The sequence below is a fragment of the Streptomyces sp. GbtcB7 genome (assembly GCF_019091445.1).
Classification (GTDB): domain Bacteria; phylum Actinomycetota; class Actinomycetes; order Streptomycetales; family Streptomycetaceae; genus Streptomyces; species Streptomyces mirabilis.
The window spans coordinates 22,397-42,872 of sequence record NZ_JAGXJM010000057.1; the positions used below are offsets into that span (position 1 = coordinate 22,397).

General features: G+C 67.0%; 23 protein-coding genes and 5 pseudogenes. 19 read left to right on the top strand and 9 right to left on the bottom strand.

Going from position 1 to position 20,476, the window contains the following annotated elements; genetic code table 11:
• Window positions 1-4: 4 nt before the first annotated feature.
• A complete protein-coding gene (locus KVT44_RS50405) occupies window positions 5-247 on the bottom strand; it encodes a plasmid mobilization relaxosome protein MobC (protein WP_217575319.1) in 243 nt (80 codons plus the stop codon).
• A 200-nt stretch (window positions 248-447) separates the two neighbouring features.
• Here KVT44_RS50405 and KVT44_RS50410 point away from each other — a divergent pair, with 200 nt between their 5' ends.
• Window positions 448-975, top strand: a complete 528-nt coding sequence (locus tag KVT44_RS50410) for a WhiB family transcriptional regulator (protein ID WP_254650994.1) — start codon at window positions 448-450, stop codon at window positions 973-975.
• Window positions 972-1,187, top strand: a complete 216-nt coding sequence (locus KVT44_RS61285; RefSeq protein WP_217575322.1) for a helix-turn-helix domain-containing protein — start codon at window positions 972-974, stop codon at window positions 1,185-1,187. The genes KVT44_RS50410 and KVT44_RS61285 overlap by 4 nt, the downstream gene beginning before the upstream one ends.
• Before the next feature lie 34 nt (window positions 1,188-1,221).
• Here KVT44_RS61285 and KVT44_RS50420 read toward each other — a convergent pair whose 3' ends face one another.
• Window positions 1,222-2,367: a tyrosine-type recombinase/integrase gene (locus KVT44_RS50420; protein ID WP_254650995.1), complete on the bottom strand. Its 1,146-nt coding sequence runs from the start codon at window positions 2,365-2,367 to the stop codon at window positions 1,222-1,224.
• A 641-nt stretch (window positions 2,368-3,008) separates the two neighbouring features.
• On the opposite strand from KVT44_RS50420, the pseudogene KVT44_RS59310 reads away from it, so the two are divergent.
• Both KVT44_RS59310 and KVT44_RS50425 read left to right on the top strand, forming a co-directional pair.
• A pseudogene (locus KVT44_RS59310) lies at window positions 3,009-3,158 on the top strand (pirin family protein); the annotation flags it as partial.
• A 74-nt stretch (window positions 3,159-3,232) separates the two neighbouring features.
• Window positions 3,233-3,346 (top strand): annotated as a pseudogene (locus KVT44_RS50425) (IS5/IS1182 family transposase); the annotation flags it as partial.
• A gap of 340 nt (window positions 3,347-3,686) precedes the next feature.
• Here the strand turns inward: KVT44_RS50425 and rpiA are convergent.
• Both rpiA and KVT44_RS50435 read right to left on the bottom strand, forming a co-directional pair.
• Window positions 3,687-4,340 (bottom strand): ribose 5-phosphate isomerase A, encoded by a 654-nt coding sequence (gene rpiA, locus KVT44_RS50430; RefSeq protein ID WP_217575324.1) that lies wholly within the window; start codon window positions 4,338-4,340, stop codon window positions 3,687-3,689.
• Window positions 4,341-4,405: 65 nt separating this feature from the next.
• Complete coding sequence (locus KVT44_RS50435; protein WP_190169417.1) at window positions 4,406-5,209, bottom strand: Cof-type HAD-IIB family hydrolase; 804 nt, start codon at window positions 5,207-5,209, stop codon at window positions 4,406-4,408.
• A 361-nt stretch (window positions 5,210-5,570) separates the two neighbouring features.
• Between KVT44_RS50435 and ppgK the strand changes: the two genes are divergently transcribed.
• From ppgK to KVT44_RS50475, 10 genes and pseudogenes are all read left to right on the top strand, one after another.
• Complete coding sequence (gene ppgK / locus KVT44_RS50440; RefSeq protein ID WP_308314365.1) at window positions 5,571-6,344, top strand: polyphosphate--glucose phosphotransferase; 774 nt, start codon at window positions 5,571-5,573, stop codon at window positions 6,342-6,344.
• A gap of 105 nt (window positions 6,345-6,449) precedes the next feature.
• A pseudogene (locus tag KVT44_RS61290) lies at window positions 6,450-6,599 on the top strand (transaldolase family protein); the annotation flags it as partial.
• Between the two features lie 271 nt (window positions 6,600-6,870).
• Window positions 6,871-7,077 carry a hypothetical protein gene (locus KVT44_RS59315; RefSeq protein ID WP_254651004.1) on the top strand — a complete coding sequence of 69 codons (207 nt, stop codon included), beginning with the start codon at window positions 6,871-6,873 and terminating at the stop codon, window positions 7,075-7,077.
• Window positions 7,028-7,138 (top strand): hypothetical protein, encoded by a 111-nt coding sequence (locus KVT44_RS59320; protein WP_268255988.1) that lies wholly within the window; start codon window positions 7,028-7,030, stop codon window positions 7,136-7,138. Before KVT44_RS59315 ends, KVT44_RS59320 begins: the two co-directional genes overlap by 50 nt.
• Window positions 7,139-7,166: 28 nt before the next feature.
• Window positions 7,167-8,180, top strand: coding sequence for a phosphogluconate dehydrogenase (NAD(+)-dependent, decarboxylating) (gnd, locus tag KVT44_RS50455; RefSeq protein WP_217575361.1), 1,014 nt, complete (start codon window positions 7,167-7,169; stop codon window positions 8,178-8,180).
• Between the two features lie 5 nt (window positions 8,181-8,185).
• Window positions 8,186-8,878, top strand: a complete 693-nt coding sequence (pgl, locus tag KVT44_RS50460; RefSeq protein ID WP_217575326.1) for a 6-phosphogluconolactonase — start codon at window positions 8,186-8,188, stop codon at window positions 8,876-8,878.
• A 48-nt stretch (window positions 8,879-8,926) separates the two neighbouring features.
• Window positions 8,927-10,336, top strand: coding sequence for a glucose-6-phosphate dehydrogenase (zwf, locus tag KVT44_RS50465; protein ID WP_217575328.1), 1,410 nt, complete (start codon window positions 8,927-8,929; stop codon window positions 10,334-10,336).
• A 28-nt stretch (window positions 10,337-10,364) separates the two neighbouring features.
• Window positions 10,365-10,493 (top strand): annotated as a pseudogene (locus KVT44_RS59325) (FAD-dependent monooxygenase); the annotation flags it as partial.
• Window positions 10,494-10,524: 31 nt separating this feature from the next.
• Window positions 10,525-10,968, top strand: a complete 444-nt coding sequence (locus KVT44_RS50470) for a hypothetical protein (RefSeq protein WP_254650996.1) — start codon at window positions 10,525-10,527, stop codon at window positions 10,966-10,968.
• Between the two features lie 129 nt (window positions 10,969-11,097).
• Window positions 11,098-11,835: a DUF4142 domain-containing protein gene (locus tag KVT44_RS50475; protein WP_217575363.1), complete on the top strand. Its 738-nt coding sequence runs from the start codon at window positions 11,098-11,100 to the stop codon at window positions 11,833-11,835.
• 154 nt (window positions 11,836-11,989) lie between these two features.
• Here the strand turns inward: KVT44_RS50475 and KVT44_RS50480 are convergent, their stop codons facing one another.
• Together KVT44_RS50480 and KVT44_RS50485 are read right to left on the bottom strand one after the other, a co-directional pair.
• Entirely contained in the window at window positions 11,990-12,301 is a 312-nt protein-coding gene (locus KVT44_RS50480; RefSeq protein WP_308314366.1) for a hypothetical protein, read from the bottom strand.
• 191 nt (window positions 12,302-12,492) lie between these two features.
• Window positions 12,493-12,630 carry a hypothetical protein gene (locus KVT44_RS50485; protein WP_180293123.1) on the bottom strand — a complete coding sequence of 46 codons (138 nt, stop codon included), beginning with the start codon at window positions 12,628-12,630 and terminating at the stop codon, window positions 12,493-12,495.
• Between the two features lie 121 nt (window positions 12,631-12,751).
• Here KVT44_RS50485 and KVT44_RS50490 point away from each other — a divergent pair, with 121 nt between their 5' ends.
• Window positions 12,752-13,111 (top strand): hypothetical protein, encoded by a 360-nt coding sequence (locus tag KVT44_RS50490; RefSeq protein ID WP_217575332.1) that lies wholly within the window; start codon window positions 12,752-12,754, stop codon window positions 13,109-13,111.
• A 235-nt stretch (window positions 13,112-13,346) separates the two neighbouring features.
• Here KVT44_RS50490 and KVT44_RS61295 read toward each other — a convergent pair whose 3' ends face one another.
• The 3 genes from KVT44_RS61295 to KVT44_RS50500 form a co-directional block, all read right to left on the bottom strand.
• Window positions 13,347-13,739, bottom strand: a complete 393-nt coding sequence (locus KVT44_RS61295; RefSeq protein ID WP_368857612.1) for a hypothetical protein — start codon at window positions 13,737-13,739, stop codon at window positions 13,347-13,349.
• A 543-nt stretch (window positions 13,740-14,282) separates the two neighbouring features.
• On the bottom strand, window positions 14,283-14,918 hold the full coding sequence (locus tag KVT44_RS50495; RefSeq protein WP_190169422.1) for an NAD(P)-dependent oxidoreductase: 636 nt from the start codon (window positions 14,916-14,918) through the stop codon (window positions 14,283-14,285).
• A 51-nt stretch (window positions 14,919-14,969) separates the two neighbouring features.
• Entirely contained in the window at window positions 14,970-15,818 is an 849-nt protein-coding gene (locus KVT44_RS50500) for an aldo/keto reductase (RefSeq protein ID WP_217575334.1), read from the bottom strand.
• Between the two features lie 225 nt (window positions 15,819-16,043).
• Between KVT44_RS50500 and KVT44_RS50505 the strand changes: the two genes are divergently transcribed.
• The 4 genes and pseudogenes from KVT44_RS50505 (at window position 16,044) to KVT44_RS50520 (ending at window position 20,450) form a co-directional block, all read left to right on the top strand.
• Window positions 16,044-16,625 (top strand): TetR/AcrR family transcriptional regulator, encoded by a 582-nt coding sequence (locus tag KVT44_RS50505; protein ID WP_180293125.1) that lies wholly within the window; start codon window positions 16,044-16,046, stop codon window positions 16,623-16,625.
• A gap of 424 nt (window positions 16,626-17,049) precedes the next feature.
• A complete protein-coding gene (locus KVT44_RS61300; protein ID WP_368857613.1) occupies window positions 17,050-17,661 on the top strand; it encodes a transposase in 612 nt (203 codons plus the stop codon).
• Window positions 17,662-17,876: 215 nt separating this feature from the next.
• A pseudogene (locus KVT44_RS50515) lies at window positions 17,877-18,170 on the top strand (transposase); the annotation flags it as partial.
• Window positions 18,171-18,476: 306 nt separating this feature from the next.
• Entirely contained in the window at window positions 18,477-20,450 is a 1,974-nt protein-coding gene (locus tag KVT44_RS50520; RefSeq protein WP_217575338.1) for an NACHT domain-containing protein, read from the top strand.
• The last annotated feature ends 26 nt before the right edge of the window (window positions 20,451-20,476 follow it).

The following is a 20,476-nucleotide window of genomic DNA, read 5'->3' on the forward strand; positions in this document are numbered from 1 at the left end:
TGGCTCACCGCCCCTCTACCACTTGGGCGATGGCGGAGTCGATGGCTTCAACGGCCGCTTCGACGCGGGCCAGGAGTCGGTGGGCGGTGTCGGACCGGGGCCAGGCGCCGTCCTTGTTGAGGTGCCAGGTGAACTGGTTGAGGTTGTTGCCCTCCGAGCCGAGCCGGCTGTTGGCAGCCATCAGCGTCTTCACCATGGCGCGATAGTCGGCGAGGGCCGAGGCCTCTGTTTCGCATGTAGGCGTCATGTCCACCCTTCTGTGGCTTCGGCCACGTTATCGGCGAGTGGGGGCAGCAGTGGCCCGCTCCTGCGGGACGAGCGTCGCAACATAGCCGACAATACGCGGTTAGGGAAACCGGCACTTGTCTGGATGCTTTGTACGTACGTCTGGTGAACCGCTTGCGGATCCCAGGCTGAGCACACGCCTCTGAACAGGAAGCAACGGGTATGTACGAAGGGCGCATCGGGCCCCGGATCAGGGGGGACCAAACTTGGCAGGAGAGGGCGGCATGCGCCGTGGCCGCTGCGGTAGCGAGGGATCCCGATCTTTTCTTCCCGACGACGGCGGCGGATGATCAACGCGTCGCCTTGGCGAAAAGGATCTGCTCGTCCTGTCAGGTCAGGATGGCATGCCTTGAAACCGCTCTCGATTGCGGGGATACGAACGGAATCCGAGGCGGCATGACGGCGGCTGAGCGCAAGGGCGCCCGGCTCGGCTTTGAGCGCCGCTGTGATTCTGTCCGTGTCATGGCCGCACTCTCGGGAAGGGACGTGCATCTCACTGGAGCCGAGCGGCAGGAGTTCGTCCGCCTGGCGTCCAGGTCCGGGACGGCAACTCTCCGAGTGGCCGAAGTTCTCAAGGTGTCCGAGGCTCACGTGAAGAAGCTGTTCCGACGAGAGCGCCGTAAGATCGCAGGCGCTTCCCAGGGAGAACAGGATGTCTCATATGCCACTGTAGAGGGGATCCCGGCATGAGTGGCCGGAAGGCGGCCCGTGATTCTCTGGGGGAGAGGCGCGGTCATCAGTATCTGAAAGTTGATGAAGCGGCAGCATACCTTGGCTTGAGTCGGCGCTGGATGTATCGAGAATCCGGCCGTTATGGGCTGCCCCGGTACTACTTTGGTGGAAAACTCAGGTTCAAGGTAGCTGACCTGGACCATTGGGCAAGGCAGCAGAAGGTCTCCTGAAGAGGGGCCCGGGATTCCCCGGGCCCCTCTTTTGCTACAGACCCTCGTTGAGGAGCTTGGCAGCGCGTCCGATCGACGCCGGCATGAGGTGACGATAGATCTTGAAGGTCATGTTGATGTTCTTGTGACCCATCCACTCTGCGACATCCGTGACGGGTATCCCCCTGGACAGGCAGTTGGACGCGAAGAAATGACGGAGCGAGTAGGTGGTGAACTTCCTGGTGATGCCCGCTCTCTTCTTCGCGGCGCTCCACTGGTATTCGAGCGTTGTGTGTGCCCAGTACGGGGATCGCTGGGTCCGAAGGAGGTATCCGTTCGGATCGGCACCGTGGCCCTTCTCATACCGCAGCAGGGACTCTCGGACGGTCGACGGCATGGGGGTCTCGCGGAACTCCCCTGGCTTGCGGTGCTTGAGACGGGCCCGTTGGCGCGTCGTGCCGTCGATCTGCTCGGTGATGCGATACACGTCATCTGCGACCATGCGTTCCAAGTTGGCGGCATAGGCCTCCCCGTTCCGGTGTCCGCAGCCGGACATCAGGTCGATGATGACGCGCAGCTCATCACTACTGACCTCTTTGAGGTGGTGGATCTCGTCCAGCGTCGGGATGGTGATCTTCCGGGGAATGTACTCGGGCGGGATGACCCCGTCGAAGGGATCGTCGGTGATGCCGCCCCGACGTCGAGCGTCGAGAAGGATCTTTTTGAGGGTGTCGAAGGCATTCTGCTGCGCAGCCAAGCCGACGGAACGTTCCTCCATCGACATGATGAAGTCCTCGACGACAGTCGACGTGAATGAGTTCATCCGTCGGGATTCGAGTGTCGGAAGGACTTGGCTGTTGAGTACCTGGGTGACTGAGCGGACGCTACTTGGGGCATAGTGCCGCTGTCGGGCCAGCCAGCTGGAGGCGTACTCCCCGAAGCGTTGTTTTGCGATCTGGCGTTTAAGGTCCGCCTGTTGGCGAGGGATATCTCTTTTCTCGGTGTAAATCTTGGCCAGCTGCTCGACCGCGTCCGGCTGCGTCGAGTACCCCGTCTCCTCAACTTGACGGCCTGTCGCGTCGCGGTAGCGAATGGTGTAAGGGTGGGGGCACCGGCTCTGCCGGGAACAGGCACAGAGTTTGAAGAAACTGCCCATGCCACGGATGAGTTGGGTTGCCAACGTGCGCGTCTCCTGCCCCATGCTGGGAATTTGCTGACCAATGAACTCTTAGCATGGTCCTGACCTGCGGCCGCGCCAAACTACGAGACGTTGATGAGCATCTTCATGGGTACCTCCTGGTGAGACTAACAGGTGAGCCTCTGACCTCTATTTTTGCAGGTCAGACCACGTTGGGCGAGCAAATGATCTTGGCGGTTCGTGCTGGTCGGGAGCGGGTTCCGGCGGTGCTGATGCTGACCCGGTGCCGACTTTGGTGACAGGGTGTCAGATACGGTCGGCATGCATACGGATCGACCCGAGAAGCCTGCTCCGGGAAGTGTCGGTGCCGGGGATGCGGTGATCATCTGTGCGAATGCGAACGGAAACGCCTGCGACTGTCCGGCTGCCGGGCGAAGCCCGCCCTCGGGGCGGACGGTAGAGACACTGTCCGACGGAGTGTTCATCGGAGGCGCGGAGGGCTCCGGCGCGAGTGTAGTAAGCACTTCGTGTCTCGATCCCAGGCTCGGGGGTGTTCCCCATTCCATGCAGGCCTGGTGGTGGAGAAGTCTGCTGCGGCCCGCAGAACCGAGCATCCCCGAAATTCTGGCTGGCTGCCAGATGTCGTGAAGGGGGTCGGAGGGGACGGCGGCTGAAGCCCTGGCGGGGTTGCATTCGGTGGAGGGATCGTCGCGTGGTGGAACTTCATCGGGCGTTCGTGGCAGGACATCGATGAGGGGCGGAAGGGTTGGATGGAGAGGACTCGCCCCGGCGAAGTACACGGCTACGAGGGCGCCCCGCTGCCCACTCCCGAAGTCCCGCCGCTGCCGCGGGGCGGGACCTCCTACCCAGGGGCACCAACCACGTCTCACGGACGCCCGCTCCAAAAGCATGACCACAGGCCAACGCAGTTATCGATGCCGATACCCGGCGGGTCGTTGTAGTCGGCCGGCCCCTGCCGGGCAACCAGCGCGACCTTCGCGGACGGGAGGAGTCCGGCGCCAAAGCCGCCGTCGGTAAGACGACGATCACCGAACAGCGCGTAGACCGCCGCGACGTGGTTTCCCAGGCCGTAGCGCGCCGCGCAGAACCCCGTGCAGGCCACCAGTGTCACCCGCGCCGAACGACGCGCCGCCCGCAGGCCCGGATCAGGGGCCCTCGGCCACTCCAGCCCACCGCCAAAGGGCACCCGTGGCCCCCTCGTTCATTCGGCACAGCGCACGCCCACCCCCACTCATCACGGTAGGCCCATGCTTGATGGCCGGGAATCAGCAGTTGCGGGAACTGGTGGCAGAGAAGCCGGAGGAGGACCGGGCGCCGGAGCAGAGGAGACAAAGGGCAATCCGTCCACACCAACTATCCCCTCAGGCTCGGGACTTGGCATGATTGTGGTGCTCGACAGAGTCGCCGCGGGCGACGAATACGTCGGCGACCAGCGTCGGAGGGAACAGGCCGTGCTCGACGACGCCGGGGGTGGCGCCGAGCAGCGCCGCCAAGCCCGCGGGGTCGTCGACGGCACCGTGGTAGTCCGCGATGACGCCGCCGTCGGGGCTGCGTGGCACGTCGCGCAGGGAGACCGGGTGGAGCAGGCGCATGGTCGCGGCCAGCCCGAACTCGAGCAGCTCGAGTGGGACCGGCGGGTGCAGCGCGGTCACTCGTTTGCTCGAGTCGGCGATCACGACGAAGCGGACGGCGGCCGCCGCGACAATCTTCTCCCTGGTGTGCGCGGCGCCGCCGCCCTTGACGAGCCAGCCGTCCGGCGCTATTTGGTCCGCGCCGTCAATCGTGATGTCGAAGCGGTCGATGCTGCCGAACGGTTCGACCCGCAGATCGAGCATCAGGGCCGCTTTCTCGGTCTGCGGCGACGTCGCGACACACCGCAGTGACAGACCGCGGCGGGCCAGCGCAGGCAGGAGGTAGGCGACGGTCGAGCCGGTGCCGAGGCCGACGGTCATGCCGTCCTCTATTAGCTCGGCCGCAGCCTCGGCGGCACGTTGCTTCTCATGCTCGACGCTCACGGTCCTCCTCCTTGGGTCAGGTCTCAGGCTGAGGGCGGCCAGGCCCGGGCATGCGGTGAGGCGGGTCATAGGACGAACTGCTCGACCGCGTTCGCGAAGCCCTCCTCCTCGTTGCTCGTGGTAACCCGCCTCGCCGCGCGTTGGACCTCGTGGCCGGCGTTGCCCATCGCGATGGACAGTCCCGAGTGGGCGAACATCAGTACGTCGTTGGGCATGTCGCCGATCGTGGCGATCTGTTCGGGGGAAATCTGGAGCTTGGCGGACCAGTACTTGACGACACCGCCCTTGTTGGCCTGCGGATGGGTCACATCGAGGTAGTAGGGCTGCGAGCGGGCGGCCGAGACATGCTCGCCGAACTGCGCGCGAGCTGCGACCGCGGCCGCCTCGACGACCTGGTGGTCATCGCTGACCCCGACGACCTTGGCGGTGCCCTGCTCGAGCCCGTCGAAGCCGGGAACGAGCGTGGGCGCGAACTGCACCGTCCAGCTCTCGCGATCCACGTGCGGCCCCTTCAGGTCGCGGACGTACCAGTCGGCACCCCGGTAGATCCAGACGCTGAGGCCGAACGACTCCATCAGCGCGACGACCGGGGCCACCACCTCCGCGGGAATGACCTGCTGCTCGACAACGGTCATATCCGGGTTGACGATGAGACCACCGTTGAAGGCGGCGAGTTCAGTGGTCAGCGCCAAGGGCTCGATGATCATGGACATGCCGCGGGGCGGTCTCCCGCTGGTCACCGCGAAGAGGACGCCGGCGTCGTAGAGCTTGTGGACCGCACGGACGGCGCGGTCGGTGAGGACCTTGTCGCTCGTGACCAAAGTGCCGTCGACGTCGGCAAGAAGCAGGCGGATCGGGGTGGTTGGCATCACGCCTCCGTAAGCTCTGGTCACGGCCGGTCCGGGTGGGAAGAGGCAACGGCTCATGGATGCGGGGGACCTGTGGGACGGGTTCCCAGGCGGCTTGATTTCCGAAAGTTGCTGGAGGATACCGTCGCGGCCGGCATGAGTCGCATTCGCGTTCCTCTCGAACAGAGGGGAAGGCCAATGCCCTTGAGGGCGCGCAATGCTTGGATATACCCCTTGGGCTTCGATATAACCCTGTAAGAGTGATGTGGCGAATATAAGGGATATGTGCGAGCGTTAAGGATTACATGGCGAAGCTCTTATGGGGCCTGACGTCCAAAATTCACACAACACATTTTGGGCCGGCCCCTGAGGGGAGCGGGCAGTGGCGCAGGCAAGTCTGGACAAGACGGCCCACGTGGCGGGGATCGACATCGGCGGAACCGGTATCAAGGGAGCGCCGGTCGACCTCGAGCTCGGCAGCCTCATCGGTGAACGGGTCCGGATCCCGACCCCGCATCCGGCGACCCCGGGGGCAGTCGCGGACGTGGTCGTGCAGGTGCTCTCCCGGATCGGCGTCCCAGGACCGGTCGGGCTGACGCTCCCGGCAGTCATCCGGGGCGGCAAAGTCCAGACGACGTCCCATATCGACCCGGCCTGGATGGAGACGGACGCGGCCCAGCTCTTCGCACGAGCGACCGGCCGCGACGTGAGGGTGGTGAACGACGCCGACGCGGCCGGGATCGCCGAGATGCGCTTCGGCGCCGGCAAGGGACGCAAGGGCGTCGTCGTGATGGTGACGCTCGGCACCGGTATCGGCAGCGCTGTCTTCTCCGACGGGTTCCTGGTGCCCAACAGCGAGCTGGGGCACCTGCCGCTGCACCACGAGGATGCCGAGGACTGGGCCGCGGAGTCGGTGCGCGAGCACGACGACCTGTCCTGGAAGAAATGGGCGCACCGTCTGGAGACATATCTCGAGCTCGTCCAGCGGCTGCTGTGGCCCGACCTGATTGTCCTCGGCGGCGGCGTCAGCAAGAAGGCCGACAAGTTCCTGCCGTACATCGAGCTCAGGACCGAGATCGTGCCGGCGCAGCTGTTGAACGATGCGGGCATTGTCGGCGCGGCGCTCTTCGCCCCGGCCGGGAAAGCTCAACCCTAGTCTGCCGCGCTCGATATGAGCGCAGGGGCAGCACCTTCAGGGAGGCTCGCATTGAGCAACAACGACCTGGAAACAATTTCCGTCGACACGATCCGCGCTCTGTGCATGGACGCCATCCAGGCGGCCAACTCCGGCCGTCCGGGGACTCTGCTCGCCTACGACACGCAGCGAACGGTGGCGACCGCCAAGGCGCTGCACGCCAGGGCCGACCGGCGCAACCTCTTCATCAAGATCCCCGGGACGCCCGAGGGGCTGCCGGCGATCACCGCACCAGCCGGCCTCACCGACACCGTCGCCCTCGCCGTCGGCCTCGACGTGTACCGGGCGTACCGCGAAGTGATGGGCTCGCAGCGCTTCCAGCGGCTGGAGAATGCCGGCGCGCGAATGCGGCGGCTGCTCTGGGCCGGCACGAGGACGAAGGACCCTGCCGCCTCCGACACGCTTCAAGTCCACGGTCTGGCCGCGCCATTCACGGTCAACACGATGCCCGATGGGGACGGCGGAGGCCGTGGCGTCGCACCGGGTGATGGAGGGCAACCGCCCGACGAACGTGCTGCTGGCCGAGGTGCTCACCCCGTACCAGCTCGGCACGCTGGTCGCGCTCTACGAGCACAGCGTGTTCACCCCGGGGGACGATCTGGGGGAGCGACTCCTTCGACCAGTGGGGCGTCGAGCTCGGCAATGTGCTTGCTGTCGCGATCGTCCCGGAGCTCGAGAGCGCGACCGACCCTGAACTCGGCCACGACTCGTCCACGAACGCGCTGATGCGGCACTACCGCACGCTCAAGGACTAGGAGGCGCCACATGGCGACAGACAAGCCCATGCAGCTCGGGATGATCGGGCTCGGCCGGATGGGGGCGAACCTGGTACGTCGGCTGATGCGAGACGGCCACCATTGCGTCGTGTCCGACGTCAACGCGGCCGCCGTCGCCGAACTGGCCGGCGAGGGCGCGACGGGCGCAGACTCACCCCGGGACTTCGTCGCGAAACTGGACAAGCCACGGGCCGTATGGCTCATGCTCCCGGCTGCGATCGTCGACTCCATCCTCGGCCAGCTCGAGCCGTTGCTGGAGCCCGGTGACATCCTGATCGACGGTGGCAATTCCTACTACCGCGACGACATCACACGCGCCAAGCGTCTTGCCGACAAGTCGCTGCACTATGTCGACTGCGGGACCAGCGGTGGGGTCTGGGGCCTGGAGCGCGGCTACTGCCTGATGATCGGCGGCGAGGACGAGGTCGTGGCCCATCTGGACCCGATCTTCAAGACGATCGCTCCCGGCGAGGGCTGCGCCGAGCCGACGCCGAGCCGGACCCGGACCGACGGCACCGCCCCGCTCGGGTACCTGCACTGCGGGCCGAACGGCGCCGGGCACTTCGTGAAGATGGTCCACAACGGGGTCGAGTACGGGATGATGGCCGCGATCGCCGAGGGCCTCAGCATCATCAAGCGCGCGGACGCCGGCAAAGGCCGGCAAGAGGTCGACGCGGAGACGACGCCCCTGCGCGATGCGTGGGCCTACCAGTACGACATCGACGTCGGAGAGGTGGCCGAGGTCTGGCGGCGCGGCTCGGTCGTCGGCTCGTGGCTGGTCGACCTCATCGCCGACGCCTTCGCCGGCTCGCCCTCCCTCGACGGCTTCGCCGGGCGGGTCTCCGACTCCGGGGAAGGCCGCTGGACCGTCCTCGCCGCGGTGGACGAAGGCGTCCCGGCACCGGTCATCACCACCTCGCTCTACGAGCGCTTCGAATCCAGAGAGGCCGGGGAGTTCACCGACAAGATCCTCTCGGCGATGCGCTCGGAGTTCGGCGGGCACGCCGAGAAGAAGGGCTGAGGGCTGTGCATCACGAACTCCAAGTCGTCGCCGATCCCGATGCGGTCGCCGGCACCGCGGCGGCGTTCGTGGCGCGGCTGGCCCGGGCCTGCGTGCAAGCCCACGGCCAATTCACGTTCGCGGTCAGCGGGGGCCACACGCCATGGGCGATGTTCGCTCGGCTCGCACATGAGCACGTCCCCTGGGAGCACGTGGCGGTGTTCCAGGTCGACGAGCGGGTCGCGCCCGACGGCGATCCGGACCGCAACCTCACGCACCTGCGGGAGAGCCTCGGTGCGGCCCCGGCCGAAGTCATCGCGATGCCCGTGAACGACACCGACCTTGACGCGGCGGCCGCCGCCTACGGGCGGTCGCTGCCCGGGCGTTTCGACCTCGTTCACCTGGGCCTCGGCCCGGACGGGCACACCGCCTCGCTGGTGCCACGGGACCCGGTGCTCGAAGTCTCGGACCGGCTGGTGGCCCTGACGGCGCCCTACATGGGCCACCAGCGCATGACACTCACCTATCCTGCGCTCGCCCGCGCCCAGCAAGTGCTCTGGCTCATCACCGGAGCGGACAAGCGCGAACCGCTCTCGAGGCTCGTTGCGGGAGACCGGTCGATTCCCGCCGGCCGGGTCGAGGCGGCGGCGTCGCTCGTCCTCGCGGACGCGGCGGCCGGCCAGGTCCCGGCTCGCGCCGGCGCCCAGCCGCCAGCATGACCATGACGCCCGACCCTATTGCCGTGCCGGCCCCGTAAGGGGGATCAGATGGCCCTGAACTCGTCGAACGTTCCCGCAGACGTGCTGGTCATTTTCGGGATCACTGGCGACCTCGCGCGAAAGATGACGTTTCGCTCGCTCTATCGGCTTGAGCGGCGCAAGCTGCTGACCTGCCCGATCGTCGGAGTGGCGCGCGACGGCTGGTCCGACGACGCGCTGCGTGACCATGCCCGCGCGGCGATCAAGGCAGCTGGCGAGCCGCTCGACGACAGCGTCTTTGCCCGGTTCGCCGCCCGACTCAGCTATGTGCAGGGCGATTACGCCGACGAGGAGACGTTCCATCGCCTCGCCCGGGCGGTCAACGGCAGCCGGCGCCCCGTCTTCTACCTGGAGATCCCGCCGTCGCTGTTTGCCCGGGTGGTCGGGGGCCTGGCAGGCGCCGGGCTGACCAAGGGTGCCCGGGTTGTCGTGGAGAAACCATTCGGGCATGACCTCGCGTCGGCGCGCGCCCTCAACGCCGAGCTGCGCCAGCTCCTCGACGAGGATCAGCTGCTGAGGATCGACCACTTCCTCGGCAAAGAGCCGGCGATGGACATCCTGTTCCTGCGGTTCGCCAACTCCGTGTTCGAGCCGGTGTGGAACCGCGACCACGTCTCCTGTGTGCAGATCACCATGGCCGAGGACTTCGGGGTCGAGGACCGCGGCCACTTCTACGACCCGGTCGGCGCGCTCCGCGACGTCGTGCAGAACCATCTGCTGCAGCTGCTCGCCCTGGTGGCGTCCGAGCCGCCATCAGCCGCCGATGCGGACGCGCTCCGAGACCGCCGGGTTGATGTGTTCCGGGCGATCCCCGACGCCGACCCGGCCCACTACGTCCGCGGGCAGTACGAGGGGTACCTGCAGGTCCCCGGCGTACGGCCGCGCTCGCGCACCGAGACCTTCGTCGGGTTGCGGCTGGAGGTCGAGAACTGGCGCTGGTCCGGGGTGCCGTTCTTCATCCGCGCAGGCAAGTCGCTCCCCGAGCGAGTGACCGAGATCCGCATCATGTTCAAGCGCCCGCCGCGGCTTGCGTTCGCGGAGCGGTTCGCGCCTGAGCCCGACCAGTGGATCCTGCGGATCGATCCGAGCCCTGGCATGAACTTCCGCATCCAGGCCAAGCGGCCGGGCAAGCAGGACACGCAGCTGGTGGACCTCGACCTTCTCTTCGCGGCCGAGCTGGGTGAGGCACCCGAACCGTACGAGCGCCTGCTCAGTGATGCAATGCAAGGCAACGCGAGCCTGTTCACCCGGGAGGACTCGGTGGAGGAGACGTGGCGCATCGTCCAGCCACTGCTGGAGGCGCCCGGCGACCCCGAGCGCTACCGGCGGGGGACCTGGGGACCGGCGGGCGCGAGCAAGATCGTCGCCGGATATCCGCGATGGCACGAACCCTGGCTGCCGGCGAGCTCTCCCGACTGACACACCCGCGCCCCGGACCCGGTGCGCGCGGGGTATGAACACCGGCATCCAGGACGCGCTGAACCTGGGCTGGAAGCTCACCCTCGTCTGCCGGGGTGCCGCACCTGAGGAACCGCTGGAGACCTACGAGGCCGAGCGCGCCCCGGTCGGCCCCGCGACTGCTCCCGTTGGCGCTACGCGCGACCGGAATGCGTGGTCGCGTCTTCCGTACAGTCTCCGAACTCGGCATCCACTACTGCCACAGCCCTGCATCGAGCACCGGACCACGGGAGACCTTCGAAGCGGAACTCATCAGCCACTTCACCCCCAACGAGGCGGAAACGCCCGCCTACCTCCGGCCGCCTCGGCCAAGCACAGACGGCCCGGTCACGCTGAGCGCCACCGGCACGCTCATCCTCCGCTTCGCTCTGCCCGCCCGACGCCCTGCCCCACCGTTCCCGGTACATCTGCGCCGGCGCGACACCCGAAATGGCAAGCCGGTCATCCAGAGCCTCGACGTCGCCGGACACCGCGAGATCCGCTTCCGTTCCTTCGATGCCGTCGCTCGTCGCAGCGATCGTCGTTGGCGGCGATCCACCGACCCCCAACTCCTGGTCGCGCCGCAGGACACCCTTCCCGTGCGCCGTTCATGAACCCTTTTTCCGGGCTGGGTGAACCTGGACGGCACCGCGCGCGTAATGCTCTTCGTCCGCCCCAGTAGGGCGATGACGGATCGGCGGATTTCTTGACGGGCAGGAGGAACGGTGCAGCGTTCGCTGAACATGGTGGGCGGTATCTTCGTAGGGGGCGCGCTGGCCCTGACACTTGGCGCGCTGGTCTACCCGTCGATGCTCGGAGTTGACACCGTGTCGACCTCGAACGACCGGATCCTTGCCAACACCCAGTGGGGGCCGTTGACCGAGGGTGATCGGGCCTTCGTGGTGGCGGTGCGCGCTGCCGGTTTGTGGGAGCACCCGGTGGGGCAGATCGGGCTCCAGAAGGGGCAGAGCAAGGGGGTCCTCACCGCCAGTCAGCACCTGATCGACGGGCACGCGGCGCTGGACGAGACCTGCCGCAAGATCGCGCCGATGCTGAACGTGACCCTGCCCAACGTGGCCAGTCCGCAGCAGGAAGGGTTCGTCAACACCCTCAAGGCGGCCAGCGGCAAGCAGTTCGACATCGACTTCGCCAACATTCTTCGCCAGACGCACGGTTCGATCTTCAACACCGTGGCAAAGATCCGCTCGACGACGAAGAACACGCTGGTGCGCGCCCTGGCCGACCAGGCCAACGACACCGTCCTGGATCACATCACGGTGATGGAGAAGACCGGCCTGGTCGACTTCGACACCACGCTGTTCAAGCAGACCACCCCGCCGAAGCTGCCCAAGTCGGACATGACCCCGCCGGTCCCGCCCGCCGGCCAGCCCCCGATCGTCCTCCCTCCGCCGCCGAACGCTACGTCCACCCCGGTGGACCTGGGCCCGGCCTTGAATGGCCAGTCCGCCAACGGCAGATAGGCGCTGTTTCTCGGATCTCCCGACGTGGGTGGGGGTGGGGGTGGGGGTCAGGCCGGCTGTATGGGGCGTGGGGATCTGGCGAATGCGGAGTGGGATCGGCTGATGTCGTTCTTGCCTCGTAGTGATGCGCGTGGGGGTGCCCCTATGTCTTTGGTCAAGGTGGTGGGTCGGTGTCACGTGGCAGACGGCCTGGCACCATGGCGGCCATGAGCGACGAGCAGAAGCCGCTTGTTGGGTGGTCCGCTGACACGGGCATGTGGCAGGGCAGCCGGTTCAGCGGCGCCGCTGGGAACGCCCGGTCGCGCGGAGTGAACCGCACCTTCCCTGTGCCGAGTTGGCGCTCCAGCACCGTGATCTGATGGCGCAGGGCGAGGATCTCCGCGTCCTTGTCCCGATCGCTCATCGGCAGCAGGCGCAGCGTGGCGAACGCGTTCACCACGCCCAGGCAGGTCAGTCGCAGCAGCACGATCGATCGTCATGCTGCGTTGATCGCCAGCCGCGCGAGAACGCCGACTCGAGCGGCCTCGGTCGACATCCACGGCACCCCCCATACCCGCTCCCACCAGGGCGGGTGATTCGGCAAGGGCAAGGTCTCCCCGTTTCCGTGAGTGCTGCGCTCGGGCCGCGAGGACACCTGACACGACCGGACCCAGGGCGCTACCAGATCAGGCACCAGTAGTTGCCGGCCTGCCCGGTGCCGACCGATGTGAGGCCCTGTGGAAGCAGCGCCGGGTCCGGCTTGCCGACGGCCGCCAGCGAACAGGCAGGATCGCCGACCACTCCGGTGGCGGCCATGCGCTGAGCAGCGGCCGTCGCTGCCGCGCTCGTGTACCACCGTGTCGGCGATGGCGATGGCGATGGCGATGGCGATGGCGATGGCGACGGAGGCGGAGGCGGCACGGAGGGCACGGACGGCATGGACGGCATGGACGGCATGGACGGCGGGGGCGGCGTGGACTTGGGCGTAGGTGGCGTTGGTGCGGGCTTCGGTGTTGTCGTCGGCGACTTGGGCGCAGAGGGCCGTATCGGTGTGGGCCTGGGCGGGAGCGGCGCGGTCAGTATCGGTATGGGCGTTGCTGTTGCTGTTGCTGTTGTCGGTGGTTTGGGTGCTGGAGGCTGCGTGGGCGTGGGCTCGAGCAGGGACGGTACAGGCGGTTTCGGCGTGGGCTTCGGCACTGCTGTCGCCGACGGTTTGGGCACGGGGAGCCGTGTTGCCGGTGGCTTCGGTTTCGGCCCGGACGAGGGGGCCGTTGCCGTCTGGTGGGGCGTCGGCTGAGGTCGGTTGCTCGAGGGTGCCGATTGTCGGGGACGAGCCGTCGCTGTCGGCTTGGGCCTCGGAGTGCGTGTCGACGTGGGCCGTGTTATGTCCGACGGCGTGGGCCGAGGGGCTTCATGGTCGGGGGTCACTATCGCCCAAATGCCGACGCCGATGCCACCGGCGACCAGCACGGCGGCACCGCCCGCGATCCACGGGGCTCGACGGGGTGAGCGTCGGTGACGGTTCATATTTCTTACTGTCTGCAAGGGGTGGCGGTGGCGCCACTTGGGTCAGTGGCTTCGGGTTTTCCAGCTGATGCAGGGACACGGCCGCGAGAGCCGGTTGTCGCGATGAGCCGGTTGGGCCGTTGGGGTGACGCGGGAGGCACTGGAGCTTGCTGTACGAGAGAATCTCGAGAGGGCGGGCCGGGGCCAGCCGGGCGACAGGACGGCAGACAGCCCGCCCGAGGAACGGACGGCACGCCTGCATGCCGGACAGCACCGGCCGCAGTGACCATCACGACCAGCAGCAGTCCCAGGCAGTCCACTACGACGTGCCGCTTGCGCCCGCCCACCTTCTTCCCGCCGTCCCATTTGGACGTGGAGCGCGGGATGGTCGGCGCGGCCCGCAGCGACTGCGCGTCGATGACTGCGGCGTCGGCTCCGGATCCCGGCCGGCGTCTTCACAGACCAAGCCGCGCAGCCGGTCGTGCAGCTCGGCGAGCACGCCCGCCACGCGCCGGCGGCGGTAGAAGGCGTAGACCCGCTCCCAGACTGGGAAGCATCTGTCGGTGGCAGTAGCCCTCGGGTTGCCCGCCGAGGCCCTCCAGCCAGGGCGGGACCGGCATCGCGTCGCGCGCGACTGACCACTCCACGTCCGTCACGTCGGAGGGATAGCGGCGCACCCGGTCCGGACGATCGCCCGCATTCCCGAACCGATGCGTGAGGCAATTGCACGACCGGGCTGGCGAGTCGGACTCCACCGGCGTGAGGACGCAAGACTGCGGCACAGGCGCCTCCCGGTGCAGCTCGTTGGGACTTCAGCAATCCCGAACCGAGCCGGAGGCCCCGCCTTCATGCGCATCCCAGCCGCAGACCACCCGAACGAGCTGTCCTCCTGGAACCGATGCTCACCGTGATCCGTACGACGACGGCCTCTGAAAGATCGGCCTGGAACGGGGTGGAGGGCGTCAGTCGCTGATCACGGGGCTGCGATGGATCCACTCGCTGCCGTGGACCGCCTTGTGCATGAATGCTGCCACGTCGGCCCGACTGATCTTCGGGTTGCCCTTCATCGGCAGTCTGTCGCCCATGCTGTATGTGCCCTTGGCGGGGTCATTGGTCAGCCGGGACGGGAGGACGATGGTCCAGTCCAGCCCACTGGAGCGGATACTCTCGTCGGCGATTGCCTTGTTCGCATAGATGTTCCGCAGGAGCGTGCGGTAGATCATCTTCTGCGGGATGCTCGACCAGGCGAGGGTGTGGCCCACGCCGAACGACGACAGCCAGACCAGGCGGGAGACGCCCGTTTCCTTGGCCGCGGCGATAAGGGCCGTGGAGGAGCGCGTGAAGAGATCGTCGGCGCGTACCGAAGTCAAGGAGTTGCCTGCGCCGAGGGCGGAGATGACTGCGTCATGACCAGGCAGGGTGGCGGAGAGATCCTGGAGTGATGTGGCGTCTCCGGTGGTGAGCGTGACCCGGTCGGCCAGATCGGCCAGTGCCGCCGGGTTGCGGACGAACGCCGTGACCGAGTCGCCGGACCGTAGGGCCATGTCGACGACATGGCGACCGGTGAGCCCGGTCGCTCCAAGGACGAGCAGCTTCATAGCAAAGGGACCTTTCGTGCTGCGTGATCGGCACGCTGGGCGTCGTGTTGGTCAGGCAAGGTCGGCGAGGTCCTCGTCCGAGAGCGCGACCGATCCGGTGGCCATGTTCTCCTCCAGATGACGGACCGAGCCGGTGCCGGGGATGGCGAGAGTGACCGGCGAGGAGGCCAGCAGCCAGGCCAGCCCTATCTGGGCGACGGAGGCCCTGTGCCGGGCGGCGACCTTGGCCAGGCGGTCGTCGTCGAGCTCGCGTCCACCGCCGAGAGGGAAGAAGGGCGCGAAGGCGATGCCCGCCTCCTCGCAGGCGGCCAGCATCTCCACGTCGGCGCGGTGCGCGGCGTGGTACTGGTTCTGGACAGCCGTGACCGGGGCGATGGCGCGGGCCTCGGGGAGGTGTCCTGTGTCGACGTTGCTCAGCCCTAGGTGACGGATGAGGCCCTCTTCGCGCAGTTCGGCGAGCGCCTCGAAACGGGCGGCGATGGACTCACCGTGCGGGGGCTCCATGTGTCCCACGCGCAGGTAGACCAGGTCGAGACGGTCAATGCCGAGACCGGTGAGGTTCTCTTCCACTAGGGCACGCATGTCGCTGGGCGCGCCGGCGGAATAGCCGTCGGGCCTGATGAGCGGGCCGACCTTGGTCGCGATGACCAGGCCGTCCGGGTAGGGGTGAAGGGCCTCGCGGATGAGCGTGTTGGCGTGAGCCGTGTTGTCGCCGCTGCGGTAGAAGTCGGCGGTGTCGATGTGGTTGAGGCCGAGTTCAAGGGCACGGCGGAGCACCGCACGGCCAGTTTCGAGGTCGCGGGGCTCGCCACCCATGCCGCTCTGGGACGGCAGGCGCATCGCACCGAACCCCAGACGGTTGATGGGGAGGTCGCCGCCGAGGCGGAATTCGCTGGTCATGTAACCCCTTCGATTCCACACAGGGGGGAGGGTTTCGGACGGCCGAGCCGCTGGCGCGGCCACCGGCGCATCAGGTGATCCGCACGCTCGCGGGTGGAGCCTTGCAACGGTCCGCCGCCGCGATGGCTGCGGTCGCCCCTCATTCACATAAGATGCACGTGTGCACTCTACGTGGAGAGGGTGCCTCGGTCAATTAGATGCATCAGTGGATCGTATGGAGGGATCGTGACCGACCGGCAGACCCGTCGCCGCGGAGCAGCACTCGAAAGTGCGCTGCTCACGGCCGCGTGGGACGAGTTGATGGAGAACGGCTACGAAAGGCTGACCATGGAAGCGGTGGCCGAACGCGCCCAGACCAGCCGCCCCGTGATCGCCCGGCGCTGGGGAAGCCGCCAGGAGCTGTTCACCGCGGCCGTCCTGCACTGGATCGACCACAACAGGCCGCCCGTCCCTGACACTGGCACGCTGCGGGGAGACCTCCTGGCCTCCCTGGCAAGCAAGTCCGACAGGCGAGCGGAGATCAGGGCCGTCTTCGGGGCGCGATTCGGCGGGCCGGCCGAGGAGAACCAGGACCTCGCGCAGCAGTTGCGACAGCGGATCTACCGGGCCCTGGGCACCGAGGACATCTGGGACCGCGCCGCCGCACGGGGAGAAGTCGACCCGGCCGCCCTCACGCCGCGCATCCGGGACCTGCCGCTCGATCTCGTCAGCCTCGAACTCACGCAGACCCATGAGGCGCTGCCCCTCAGCGTGATCGAGGAGATCCTGGACACCATCGTCCTGCCTCTCGTCGTCCCGCGCGACTGAGACGCCCTTGTCGTACCGCACTTGATCGGCGTGTGCCCCCCCCGGCGGAGGCTCGGGAGCACAGCAGAAGGCCCGGCCCATCTGTTATCTCGCGCCGAGTTGTCGCAGAGGTCTCTCATATGAGTGTCACTATTGAACCCGAGTTGATCTGGGCATCTGCCCCAACTGCGGTGGCATCTAGTGAGAGATGACCTTGACAGGTGATGCAAACACGCAGGGCATTCTGATGCGATCTCCGTAGGGAAAAGAGGGTGGCCTCGTTGGGGATCGCTCGGAGGCGGATAACGGGCTCTAACAAAAGCCGTTGATCATGTGACGGTTGGCTTGTCTGCTCGCTGGTCCGGTCGTGGGGAATCGTCAGTCGCGGCCGTGGATCGTGTCGGATGAACTGTGGTCGCTGATCGAGCCGTTGTTGCCCGAGCCGGTGCCAAAGCTGGTCGAGGGACGGCCGCGGGTGCCGGACCGGCAGGCCCTGTGCGGGATCCTGTTCGTCCTGCACACCGGCATCCAGTGGGAGTACCTGCCGCAGGAGCTGGGCTTCGGCTCGGGCATGACCTGCCGGCGGCGGCCGGCCGCATGGGGCGAGGCCGGCGCCCGGGACCAGCTCCACGTGGTGCTGCCGGAGAAGCTGCGGTCGAAGGACAAGCTGAACCGGTCCCGGGCGGTGATCGATTCCTCGCACGTCCGCGCGGCCCGGCGGGGCCCCAAAGCGGTCCCAGCCCGCTCGACCGCGCACGGCCGGGCAGCAAGCACCACCTCATCGTCGACGGGCAGGGCATCCCGCTCGCGGTGTCGCCGACCGGCGGAAACCGAGCCAGCCCCATGGCACCGGCCTGGGTATCTTCCGCTACGTCGTCGAGCACACCTCGTGGCGCACGTGATCCTCCGCCCAGTCGATTCCGCAGGTCACGTGCAACACGCGCTCCCTTCGAGCCTTCGCTGTCCCTCGGCATCGAGCCGAGGCAGGACCACTCGGCGACCTAATAGAAGCGCTCGCTGGCGCACCACCCCATCAGCCGTCCGTGGCCCCAACTGAGCCCAGAGTCCTCGCTCTCGTGAAGAGCTCCACGGCTCGGGCTGTTCGGGAGGTGGCCCTGGGGACGGCTCGAACCGCGGCACGGTACGCCGACCGAATTCGAAACGGCAGGGGCCGCGCATGCGTCCCTTTTGTCGAAGCGTTCCCAGGCGCCGCATACAGACCAGACGTCTCACCCGACCCCTGCGAGGACCGGTTCAACGGCCAACTCACGTGCCTATCAGGCGTATTCGGCACGGGCCATACGGACGGGCTTACGACGGTGCGGCATCCGAGCGGTCATCCCTGAACAGGCCGACCAGATCGCCAATCGAAAACGCCGAGGATCGGTCGGCGGCCGGCCGCCGACCTTCGATGCAGAGCGGTACAAGGCCCGCAACGTGGTCGAACGTTGCTTCTGCAGGCTGAAACAGTTTCGGGCCGTGGCCACCCGCTTCGACAAGTTGGCCGCCCGCTACCTCGCGGGCCTCCGACTCGCATCGCTCATCCTCTGGCTCCGTGAACCGTGATCGTTTTGTCAGACACGGCCTAGAAGGCTCATGGCGTGGCCGCATGGTCAGCGCTGGGCCGCTGAACCAGCCACTTCGCATGGTGGAGAGGTAGTCGATCCACCCAGTTCACCATCTGCCTTCCTAGGCACGGACGCGCGCAGGATGATGGCGGGCATGGGGGCATGGGGAAGCGCAACGCGGCGAGTTAGTGCGGTCTACTTTGCGTTGGCATTAGGCGGGATCCTCGGCGCGTTGTGGGTCGCACACCGTTTTCACCTTGGGGCGGCCGCGACTGCAGCGTCGCTGCTGCCTACGCTGGCTCCGTTGTTCTTGTCCTGGGTGACCTTCCGCTCGGGTGCGGAACGTGCTGACGAGCAGCCACTGGAGGAGATCGCAGAGCATCTGGCGCAGGCCGTGCGGAATCAGTGGGAGACCGAGGTCCAGGTGCGGCGCGTGAACGATCCGTATCCCATGACGGTGAGGTGGAGGGCCGCCCCGGACGATCTGGTCGAATCCTGGCCGCGGCTCCAGGCGACTGCTGGCGAGTGGCCTGGAGAGCTGGGCAGTGTCCCTGAGGAGTGGGCGAATTCGCCAGCAGAGTTGGAAGGCTCTGGGGCGGAAATTACGCGAGTATTCGCAGGAAGGGTTCCTACTCAGCGACTTCTGGTGCTGGGAGGACCTGGCGCGGGGAAGACGGTCCTTCTCTCACGGCTGGTGTTGGGGCTGCTTCACCGACGGATGACGAGCGCTGCCGGCCCGCACACCAGTGCCGTTCCAGTGCTGTTTCCGCTGGCGACGTGGAATCCCACACGACAGGATCTCTACGCTTGGATGGCGGAGCGGCTCGCCTTGGACTATCCCACCCTGGCTGAGCCTGCACCTAAGCGGTACGGGCAGATTGATCGCGCCCGCGCTCTGCTTGGCCGCCGTCTGATCCTCCCCGTCTTGGACGGCTTCGACGAGATTCCTACGCCCCTTCGCGCGGCAGCTCTCAGCGCGATCAACGAAGCACTTCCCATGGGGCATCCCGTCGTCCTGTCCAGCCGAGTCGGCGAATACCGGGAGGTGCTGTACCCCCACCTCGGCATGCCTGCCAGGTTGGCTGGAGCAGCAGGCATTGAGCTACGTCCTCTGGACGCCGAAGATGTCGCAGCCTACTTGCGGCGCGATGCCGGAGCCGGCGGATACGCCGCTGACCGCTGGGGCCCTGTGGCTGCTCAGCTGGGTACCACAACTCCCGTCGGCGAGGCATTGCGTACACCGCTCATGCTCTTCCTGGCCCGCGCCATTTACAACCCCCGCCCTGGCGAGAGCTCCCACGGCTTGCCCAACCCTGGAGAACTCTGCGATACGTCACGCTTTTCCACTCGTGTCGCCGTCGAGCGCCACCTCTTCTCCGCGTTCATCACAGCTGCCTACCGCTCCCATCCCCGCTATCCATGCCGGTGGACGCCTCAACAGGCCCAGAGAACTTTCGTCTTCCTCGCGCGCTACCTTCACCGCGTCCACAACGCCACCCCTGACCTAGCCTGGTGGAAGCTACGACGAGCCGTTCAACGCAGCATCCCCGCGATGGTCACCCAGGCGATGTGCCTATTTCTCAGCGTCGTGTTCACGGCCATCAGCTTCATCATCGCTCCCGATGCCGAAAGCAGGATTTGGGCCCTGCTCGTCGGACCCATCCTCGGTGTCTTCGCCGGCATCGTCCTCGCGGTGCCAGGCTGGTTGGCCTTCGACGAAGCACCACGTCGTCCTGCATCGGGACTGCGGTGGGCGCCGAACTGGCCGGGGGCGGCCATCGCGGTAGCCACCACTGTCCTACTGTGCGCACCCGCCGGGCTGCCCCTTGCCTCGGCCGCGACAGTCGGACTGGGCCTGTGTATTGCCTTCGGGCTGGGAGTCACTTCAGCCGACACTGCCGTGGCGGTCGGCCCTGTGGCGCTCTGGTCGCGGGACAGACGCGTCTTTTGGACTCTTACTCTCGGAGTCGCAGCCTCTGCGGGTCTCGGTCCGTGGATACTCCTCGTCTTGAGCGGTGCAGACGCAGCGGGCCAAGCGGCCGTGCTGGCGGGTGCCCTATGGCTCGGCCTGACCATCGCCTTCACCAGGACGGCCTGGGGCTCGTTCTCAGCAGCCAAGTTTCACCTGGCCTCCCGCCACCGCATTCCTCGCAACCTCATGGCATTCCTCGCCGACGCTCACCAGCATCGGGGTGTGCTGCGGCAAGTTGGAGCGGTTTACCAGTTTCGGCACATCGACCTGCAACGTCATCTCGCCAGAGCTGGGGATGGTGGCTGATCACTCGTTGACACGGGTCGGTGCAG

Excerpts from the sequence above, each read along its gene's own strand:
- KVT44_RS50405 (WP_217575319.1), bottom strand. The coding sequence starts at position 247 with ATGACGCCTACATGCGAAACAGAGGCCTCGGCCCTCGCCGACTATCGC.
- KVT44_RS50410 (WP_254650994.1), top strand. The coding sequence starts at position 448 with ATGTACGAAGGGCGCATCGGGCCCCGGATCAGGGGGGACCAAACTTGG.
- KVT44_RS61285 (WP_217575322.1), top strand. The coding sequence starts at position 972 with ATGAGTGGCCGGAAGGCGGCCCGTGATTCTCTGGGGGAGAGGCGCGGT.
- KVT44_RS50420 (WP_254650995.1), bottom strand. The coding sequence starts at position 2,367 with ATGGGGCAGGAGACGCGCACGTTGGCAACCCAACTCATCCGTGGCATG.
- KVT44_RS50435 (WP_190169417.1), bottom strand. The coding sequence starts at position 5,209 with ATGCCAACCACCCCGATCCGCCTGCTTCTTGCCGACGTCGACGGCACT.
- KVT44_RS59315 (WP_254651004.1), top strand. The coding sequence starts at position 6,871 with ATGGAGGGCAACCGCCCGACGAACGTGCTGCTGGCCGAGGTGCTCACC.
- gnd (WP_217575361.1), top strand. The coding sequence starts at position 7,167 with ATGCAGCTCGGGATGATCGGGCTCGGCCGGATGGGGGCGAACCTGGTA.
- zwf (WP_217575328.1), top strand. The coding sequence starts at position 8,927 with ATGGCCCTGAACTCGTCGAACGTTCCCGCAGACGTGCTGGTCATTTTC.
- KVT44_RS50470 (WP_254650996.1), top strand. The coding sequence starts at position 10,525 with ATGCGTGGTCGCGTCTTCCGTACAGTCTCCGAACTCGGCATCCACTAC.
- KVT44_RS50475 (WP_217575363.1), top strand. The coding sequence starts at position 11,098 with ATGGTGGGCGGTATCTTCGTAGGGGGCGCGCTGGCCCTGACACTTGGC.
- KVT44_RS50485 (WP_180293123.1), bottom strand. The coding sequence starts at position 12,630 with ATGGCCGCCACCGGAGTGGTCGGCGATCCTGCCTGTTCGCTGGCGGCC.
- KVT44_RS50490 (WP_217575332.1), top strand. The coding sequence starts at position 12,752 with ATGGACGGCATGGACGGCATGGACGGCGGGGGCGGCGTGGACTTGGGC.
- KVT44_RS50495 (WP_190169422.1), bottom strand. The coding sequence starts at position 14,918 with ATGAAGCTGCTCGTCCTTGGAGCGACCGGGCTCACCGGTCGCCATGTC.
- KVT44_RS50500 (WP_217575334.1), bottom strand. The coding sequence starts at position 15,818 with ATGACCAGCGAATTCCGCCTCGGCGGCGACCTCCCCATCAACCGTCTG.